General features: G+C 38.9%; 5 protein-coding genes. 2 read left to right on the forward strand and 3 right to left on the reverse strand.

Annotated features, from left to right (window positions below; genetic code table 11):
- Positions 1 to 422: 422 nt before the first annotated feature.
- Positions 423 to 617 carry a hypothetical protein gene (locus IQ228_RS15270; RefSeq protein WP_015083627.1) on the forward strand — a complete coding sequence of 65 codons (195 nt, stop codon included), beginning with the start codon at positions 423 to 425 and terminating at the stop codon, positions 615 to 617.
- Positions 618 to 1,220: 603 nt separating this feature from the next.
- On the opposite strand, the gene IQ228_RS15275 is transcribed toward IQ228_RS15270, so the two are convergent.
- Together IQ228_RS15275 and IQ228_RS15280 are read right to left on the reverse strand one after the other, a co-directional pair.
- Positions 1,221 to 1,946 (reverse strand): cyclase family protein, encoded by a 726-nt coding sequence (locus IQ228_RS15275; RefSeq protein ID WP_228043893.1) that lies wholly within the window; start codon positions 1,944 to 1,946, stop codon positions 1,221 to 1,223.
- A 416-nt stretch (positions 1,947 to 2,362) separates the two neighbouring features.
- Positions 2,363 to 3,670 (reverse strand): hemolysin family protein, encoded by a 1,308-nt coding sequence (locus IQ228_RS15280; RefSeq protein ID WP_027401359.1) that lies wholly within the window; start codon positions 3,668 to 3,670, stop codon positions 2,363 to 2,365.
- Positions 3,671 to 3,949: 279 nt separating this feature from the next.
- Here IQ228_RS15280 and mfd point away from each other — a divergent pair, with 279 nt between their 5' ends.
- Complete coding sequence (gene mfd / locus IQ228_RS15285; RefSeq protein WP_027401360.1) at positions 3,950 to 7,429, forward strand: transcription-repair coupling factor; 3,480 nt, start codon at positions 3,950 to 3,952, stop codon at positions 7,427 to 7,429.
- Between the two features lie 182 nt (positions 7,430 to 7,611).
- On the opposite strand, the gene IQ228_RS15290 is transcribed toward mfd, so the two are convergent.
- Positions 7,612 to 8,382: a Uma2 family endonuclease gene (locus tag IQ228_RS15290; protein WP_035081386.1), complete on the reverse strand. Its 771-nt coding sequence runs from the start codon at positions 8,380 to 8,382 to the stop codon at positions 7,612 to 7,614.
- Positions 8,383 to 8,600: the final 218 nt, after the last annotated feature.

An 8,600-nucleotide genomic window follows, 5' to 3' on the forward strand; every position in this document is an offset into this window, starting at 1 on the left:
ACAGTAATTATATAGGTATCAATTTTTGTTGCTAAAAAAACAGCAATAAAACGCCAGAAAGTCCAATTGATAAGCTTTAAATAGTATTTATTTTTTTAAGATAGCTACGTTTATTTACACCTATCTCTATAAGCAATGTTATTATTGATACTTAAATAAGTTGCGTTATTTTATTGTGTGATTTCAGTAACACGGCTGTTTGTAGCAGAGTAAGTAAATCGTTAAAATGCTTGCTACAGAAGAGTTATGTCCGTAGTCAAAAAGTTAGATTTGCAGAATTATTGAGTCTGTTTGCTATTTATAGTTTGGATTAGACATACAAAGATTTATCGAAACTAAAGTAGATCAGTTCCGGGGATGTAGAATAACTTAGCGAAAAGTGCTAAGATTTATCCGATGTCATTAATGTTTCTTTTTATAACGTGGCTAGAGCTAGTACAGCAATCGGTGTATCTCCCATCATTAAGGAGATTGTGCAAAAACAGGCACATTCAACTCGCTTAACTTTGAAAGAAGTTATTCTCATGGGAATGTTGGCAATTGATAAGTTAGATGATCAAAATTGTCAAGAATTGGCAGATCAAGTTCATCAAATGCAGGTTAATGGTGAAATCTAAAGCTGCTGGCAGGAGTCTAAAATTTAAAGTCTCAAGCCTTCAGTTCACAAGCTAAAAAATAGCAAAAGTGGTAGTGTGATTTATCAAGTCTCTACTTTTGACTAAAACCTTAGCTAGTTGCCATTAAATAGTTTTCGTTTAAGTTCAAACTTAACTAACGGTATTGCTAATTTACAGTAGTAAAGTCCGTTGTGTTAAAGGCAAAAAAGGGATCTGAAACTAGATCCTTTTTGTCTGTAAAAAATTTAATAAAAAACTCAGCGAAAGTTTCATGAACTTTGCTAAATGAGGTTTAATTTCTGCTTGTTTACAGCGGTGCAAATAGGCAATATTAGACTTGATAGCGACGATTTCCAGTAAATTGGCAAGATTGCCTCCATGATTGGGAAACTGATTAAAAATATCATTTCCAATTCGTAAAATATTTTAGCCTCATAGCCATTTTTGAGTATTTTTGCATACTCTGGCTATGGGGCTTTAATATTTTTTAATTATTTGTTGGAATTCTGATTTTACAAGTTTTCTGAATTGGTTAATGCTTTTATTGAGTATTATTGGTTGTGAATTAAAGAGTTTGGGGTAAATGGTTGGAAAAGGAAAAATTTAAAATAATGCCATGATTGCAGCGGGAGAACCAGAACCTCCTCTTAATCTGAGAATTCCAATAATTAAGGTGATACCATGTGGTGGTAACTGATCTAAATTGGTGAGGTTTTCGAGAACAATTAGCGATAGCTCTAAAAGCAACCGATTAATAGTAAAATTGGTATCTTGCCCAGAATCTACACCATGAGTATCAATACCCACACCAGTAATTTGCCTGTGTGTAATTAAAAACTCAGTCGCATCATAGCTAAAACCAGGAAAGTGCATTTTTCCGTCTTTATCTTGGTTAAAAAATGCCTGGTGATTTAACCATTTTTCTTGCCAGCCAGTATATAATATCACTAAGCTACCTGTGGGAATTTCTCCAAATTCAGTTTCCCAAGTCTGGATATCACTAACAGTCAAGGCATAATCAGGATTTACTGCTGCTTGGTCACAAATATTGATAACTATAGCTGGTAATATTAAAGATGATGCTGGATACTGGTCAATACTTGCGCCGTTTGCATAAAAACTATTAGGGGCATTGATATGAGTCCCGCTATGTTCTCCCAAGGAAAAGCCTCGTAAGTAATAACCATCCTCTGGAATTTCTGCAACACTGGTAAATTCTACGGGAGGATCACCTGTCCATTTCGGTATATCTTGATTAATGAGATGACTAAGATGGATGACACGAGAGTAACTAATATTACTTAATGGTTGGGAATTTTTGCTGATCAAAAGGGTTTTTTTGTAAGTTGAGGATATTTTAACAAATATAGGTGTTATGCACGCTCACTAACTTACCATGATATTAATAAACGAAATTGCGTCGTTTTCAGCTTTGGGAATAACTTACAAAAGTAGGGTGTGTCAGATAAAGGAAATCTGTTCTCTAGTGACATACTCCACTTTAATATTTAGGAAACTTTGTCAATGCCTAAGCCCTAAAATAATCCCCCAAACCTTTTCACTTGAAGGTAATGGGGGGAAATTTTAATGTTGCAGCAAATAGTGAATTTAACCCTACTGAACATTAGAAAAGTTAAGCTTTAAATAAGGAAGAGTTAATTTTACATGAATTTTCTCCAAACGAGATTTCTGTAACGCTTCTTTCTCCTGACTGGGCGCAGGCCCTGCTCCCCTACCTCCTGACTTCAATTAGCCATGACCTTGGGTACTACTAGGACTTTATCAACCCGATTTCCGTCCATATCCATAACTTCAAACCGCATACCATCCCATTCAAAATGATCTGCGGCTGCGGGAATCCGTCCTAAATGGGTGATGACAAAACCGCCTAATGTTTGATAATTTCCTCTTTCTTCATGTTCTAATTCTTCAAGATCAAATAGTTCTAAAAATTCTTCTATGCCTAACATTCCATCTACTAACCAAGAACCATCTTCCCGTTGTACAGCTTCAGGTTCTTCTTGTCCTGGTTCTGTGGGAACATCACCGACGATTTCACTCATGATGTCATTGAGGGTGACTAAGCCTTGAATTACGCCATATTCATCTACGACTAAAGCCATGTGTGTGACGGTTTGTTTGAATAATTCTAAAACTTTTAAACCGCGTGTGCTTTCGGGGACAAATACGGGTTGACGTAATCCTAGAGTTAAGTCTAAGGGTTCGTTGCGTAAACTTCTGGCTAATAGGTCGGTGACGGGAATAATCCCCAGAACGTTATCTAGTCCTTCTTGACAAATGGGATAGCGAGAATAGCCGCTTTCTGCCATTTTTTGGCGATTTTCTTCGGGGGGATTTTCCAAGTCTAACCAAACTATATCAGGTCGGGGTGTCATAAAGGAGGTGACGGGGCGATCGCCTAACCGGAAAACTCTCTCTACCATGTCCTGTTCTGCTTCTTCAAATGTTCCCGCTTCTGTCCCTTGTTCGATGAGAATTTTGATTTCTTCTTCTGTGACTTGTGGTTCAGCAGAGGGTGTGATTCCTAATATTCGCAAGACTAAATCTGTAGATGCACTCAAAAGATAAACTATGGGTGAGGCTATTTTTGCTAAAGCCCGCATGGGTATGGCTACTGAAGCAGCGATTTTTTCGGGGTTATTTAAAGCCAGACGTTTGGGGACGAGTTCACCGACAATGAGGGAAAAATAGGTGATCAGTAAGACTACAATGCCAAAGGCGATCGCATTACTATAATTAGCTAAAATTGGAATTAGCTTGATATAATCTTCTAATCTTTTGGCAATGGTCGCACCACCAAAGACACCATTCAGAATATTGATGAGTGTAATCCCCACCTGGACGATAGAGAGAAAATGATTGGGAGATTCTGCGAGTTTTAATGCAGCCTTGGCGTTAATATCCCCTTGATTGGCTAACTGCTGTAGTCTGACTTTCCGGGCTGAAACTACAGCCATTTCCGACATGGAAAATACACCGTTGGCGAAAATTAGCACCAAAATCGTTAAAATTTCAAACGTGAAGGAAGACATTTTTAAAATTGCTGGTATAAAGAATAGAAGTATACGGTGATCAGAAGTTGCCCAGTGTTCATTCAATCAGACTGATCTTAGTATCCAGTATTTTAGGTAATTCTCTAAATACTTTGACTATACACAAAGTAATAGCTATATTGCTTCTGTCTATGAGTAGTTCGGTTTGATTCTTTCCTATTTATCCTCAAGACAGGGGTTAACACTTTTAAAATGGTTAACAGGAAATAATTCGAGATTTTCACGTCAGCAGCGACTTCCTTTTTTAGCGTAAAACTTATGTCCTTCTCTTCTATTGTGCGTGCTTTGGCGCGATCGCCTCTTACCGCAGAACTAATTACTAAACTCAATAAGCAACAGGAATTGCGGTTAAATGGGATTTCTCGGCTACCCAAAGGACTGGTAGCTTCAGCATTAGCAAATTATGAAGATCAGGATTTATGTGTGGTCTGTGCCACTCTAGAGGAAGCTGGGCGGGTTTTTGCCCAAATGGAAGCAATGGGATGGAAAACTGTCCACTTTTATCCCACGTCCGAAGCTTCCCCTTATGAACCCTTTGACCCTGAAAATGAGTTGAGTTGGGGTCAAATGCAAGTGTTAGCTGATTTGGTCAATGGTCAATCGTCAGTGGTCAGTGGTCAGTTGCCAAAACAAAGAACTGCCATAATTGTGACAGTGGGGGCGTTGCAGCCGCATTTGCCACCACCGGATGCGTTTAAATCATTTTGTGTCACCTTAGAAAAAGGGATGGAATTTGATTTAGATGGGTTTGGGGAAAAAATCACGATTTTGGGATATGAACGAGTTCCCTTAGTGGAAACTGAAGGACAATGGAGTAGACGGGGAGATATTGTGGATGTGTTTCCCGTGTCCTCCGAGTTGCCTGTGCGCTTGGAATGGTTTGGCGACGAAATTGAACAAATTCGGGAATTTGACCCGGCTACCCAGCGTTCTGCCTTGGATAAGGTGGAAAAAGTTACCCTTACCCCTACAAGTTTTGCACCGATTATCAACACAGCACTTACAGAAAATGTAGAGACGTTTCATGAACCGTCTCTACAAGAGTTAGGAACATTAGAAGGAAGTCGGCGGTTTTTGGGGTTGGCTTTTGCAAAACCGGCTTCATTGCTGGATTATTTAGCAGCAAATACCCTTGTTGCCATTGATGAACCAGAACAATGTTATGCTCATAGCGATCGCTGGGTGGAAAATGCTAATAGTCAGTGGTCAGTTGTCAGTGGTCAGTTGTCGGTTGGATTACCTAAGATTCATCGAAATTTTGATGAGTGTATAGGGGAAATTAGTAATTTTAGAAAGTTATATTTATCAGAATTGTCGGAAGAAAATCATGGTTTAAATTTAGCAAGTAGACCTTTACCTGTTACACCTCACCAATTTGCCAAGTTAGGGGAAACTATTAGAAACGAGAGAGAACGCAATTTTGCAGTTTGGATAATTTCGGCTCAACCTTCCCGTTCGGTTTCTCTGCTACAAGAACATGATTGTCCTGCCCAGTTTATCCCCAATCCCCGTGATTATCAAGCTATTGATAAACTGCAAATTAATCATATCCCGATTGCTCTTAAATATTCCGGTTTAGCAGAATTAGAAGGGTTTATTTTACCTTCTTTTCGATTAGTTATTGTCACCGATAGAGAATTTTATGGACAACATTCTTTAGCTAATTTTGGTTATGTCCGCAAACGTCGTCAAGCCACATCTAAACAAGTTGATCCTAATAAATTACGTCAGGGAGATTATGTTGTTCATCGTAGTCATGGTATTGGTAAATTTGTTAAATTAGAAAGTCTAACAATTAATGATGAAACCCGTGATTATTTAGTTGTGCAATATGCAGATGGTTTATTAAGAGTTGCGGCTGACCAAGTTAGTTCTTTATCTCGTTTTCGCACCAGTGGAGATAAAGCCCCAGAATTACACAAAATGACCGGAAAAGCCTGGGAAAATACTAAGAATAAAGTCCGTAAAGCCATTAAGAAACTAGCAGTAGATTTGTTAAAATTGTATGCTGCCCGTTCTCAACAACAAGGTTTTTCCTATCCCGCAGATATGCCTTGGCAAGAAGAAATGGAAGATTCTTTTCCTTACCAACCTACCACAGATCAGCTAAAAGCTGTACAAGATGTGAAACGGGATATGGAAAGTGAAAGACCGATGGATAGGTTAGTATGTGGAGATGTGGGTTTTGGCAAAACTGAAGTGGCAATTCGGGCAATTTTTAAAGCTGTCACCGCAGGAAAGCAAGTAGCACTTTTAGCCCCAACCACAATTCTCACTCAACAACATTATCATACAATTAAAGAACGTTTTGCCCCCTATCCTGTGAACGTGGGGTTACTAAATCGGTTTCGCAGCGCAGAAGAAAAACGCAATATTCAAAAACGTCTAGCGACTGGAGAATTAGATATAGTTGTCGGGACACATCAATTATTGGGAAAAGGTGTGCAATTTAAAGATTTAGGACTTTTAGTAATTGACGAAGAACAAAGATTTGGAGTTAATCAGAAGGAAAAAATAAAAAGCCTCAAAACGCAAGTTGATGTTCTCACTCTTTCCGCAACTCCTATTCCCAGAACCTTATATATGTCATTATCAGGAATTCGGGAAATGAGTTTAATTACCACTCCACCTCCCACCAGAAGACCAATTCAAACCCATCTCGCACCTTTAAATTCTGATATTATCAGAAGTGCAATTCGTCAAGAATTAGATCGAGGTGGACAGGTATTTTATGTAGTTCCGCGAGTCGAAGGGATTGAAGAAACTACTACAAAATTGCGAGAAATGGTACCAGGAGGAAGATTTGCGATCGCTCATGGCCAAATGGACGAAAGCGAGTTAGAATCAACTATGCTGACTTTCGGTAATAATGATGCCGATATTCTTGTTTGTACGACAATTATTGAATCTGGTTTAGATATTCCGCGAGTCAACACAATATTAATTGAAGACGCGCACCGTTTTGGTCTATCTCAATTATATCAATTACGGGGTCGGGTAGGACGTGCCGGCATTCAAGCCCACGCATGGTTATTTTACCCCAAACAAAGAGAATTATCCGATGCAGCTAGACAAAGATTAAGAGCAATTCAAGAATTTACTCAACTCGGTTCTGGATATCAATTAGCAATGCGAGATATGGAAATTCGCGGAGTGGGAAACTTGCTAGGTGCAGAACAATCTGGACAAATGGATGTAATTGGCTTTGATTTGTACATGGAAATGTTAGAAGAAGCAATTCGAGAAATTAGAGGTCAAGAAATACCCAAGGTTGAAGATACCCAAATTGACCTCAATCTCACTGCATTTATCCCTGCTACCTACATTCCTGATCTTGATCAAAAAATGAGTGCTTATCGCGCTGTAGCCACAGTAAAATCAAAATATGAACTCAAACAAATTGCCGCTGAATGGACTGATAGATATGGGACTATACCAGTTCCAGCAAATCAATTATTGCGAGTTATGGAATTAAAACAATTAGCTAAAAATCTGGGATTTAGTCGCATTAAACCAGAGAATAAACAGCATATTGTTTTAGAAACCCCAATGGAAGAACCAGCTTGGAATCTCTTAGCAGAAAACCTCACTCCCACAATGAAAGCAAGGTTTGTTTATTCTCCTGGGAAGGTAACAGCAAGAGGTTTAGGAGTATTTAAAGCAGATCAACAATTGCAGACTTTAATTGATACTTTTGTAAAAATACAAGGGGCAATTTCAGAAACTGCTGGAGTTTAATTTTATTGGGTAATAGTCACCTAACAAAAAAGGTTCTTCGGTTTTTTTTATGGAAATCCTGGTTCAAAATCATTGGCAGTCTTATTGTGTGGGCATTTCATTGAAAATATGGGGAATCTTACAAAAAAGAATGTAGAGACTTTCCATAAAACATCTCTACAACAATTTTGGAAACCGCACATTTAATCAATTGGATCAATACCCAGTGCGCGTAATTGTTCTGTCAATCTTCTAGCCCGTTGGCTTTCTTGTTCAGCCCGTTGATGTTCTTGTTCAGCCCGTTGATGTTCTTGTTCTACCTTTTCGACTGCCCAGGGTAATAGATTACCTGCTTGATCCCACCATCTTAGCCAGTAACCTATGCGCCCCTCTTTTTCTCCTTCCCACAATCCCAAAAATAATCCCATGTCTGTAATCCAGTAGCGATTATTCTCGTCTATTGGCTGTAATTTATACTGTCCCGACTCAATTTGATGAACTTCTAATTCAGCCGTCAGGGGGTCAAAAATTACATAGGTAGGGACTTGGAGAATTTGTTCATAAAAAAACCATTTTCCGGGGGGGAAGGCGCGTCTAGCTGAGTATTCTTTCCCGTCTGTATCTGAGCAAAATTCCATGACAACGCGGGGAATTTCTCCTTCCAGATTAGGTGTATAACTGCGTCTATCTGTTGTCCCAGACAAGGGTAAAACTGTCTGCACGAAAAACCAATCTGGGGCTTTAACAACTAGTTTGCCATCCATTGTGGCACAAATACCCAAATTAGCAGCTATCAGCATGGTGGGTTGAATGTATCCACTCAGTTCTAGACTTTCTCGTAATGCCCCTGCAATTAATGGTTGTGCAGTGTTTTCCACAGGTTCTTCTTCTAGGATAAAATCTTCGGGTAATCCTTCCCAAGAAATTGCTATTGTTGATAGTTGTGGAGCAGTCGAGATTGGAGTAGCCACCATAACTCTAACTCCCTGTTGTGAGGATTTTTTGTAATTTATTATCGTCCTATTGTAGCTGAATATTTCGATTCTTAATTTAACTGTTGGCGGAGTTGCTGAAATAAACTTGAAGAGTCAACAATTTCCAACTTTGTATTTTGGAGCGAAACATAATTCATCTCGCTATTATAGCGGTTATTGGTTGAGTGAAATACAAGAACCCCACCCCCAACCCCCTC

This window comes from Dolichospermum sp. LEGE 00246 (genome assembly GCF_015207865.1).
Taxonomy (GTDB): Bacteria; Cyanobacteriota; Cyanobacteriia; order Cyanobacteriales; family Nostocaceae; genus Dolichospermum; species Dolichospermum heterosporum.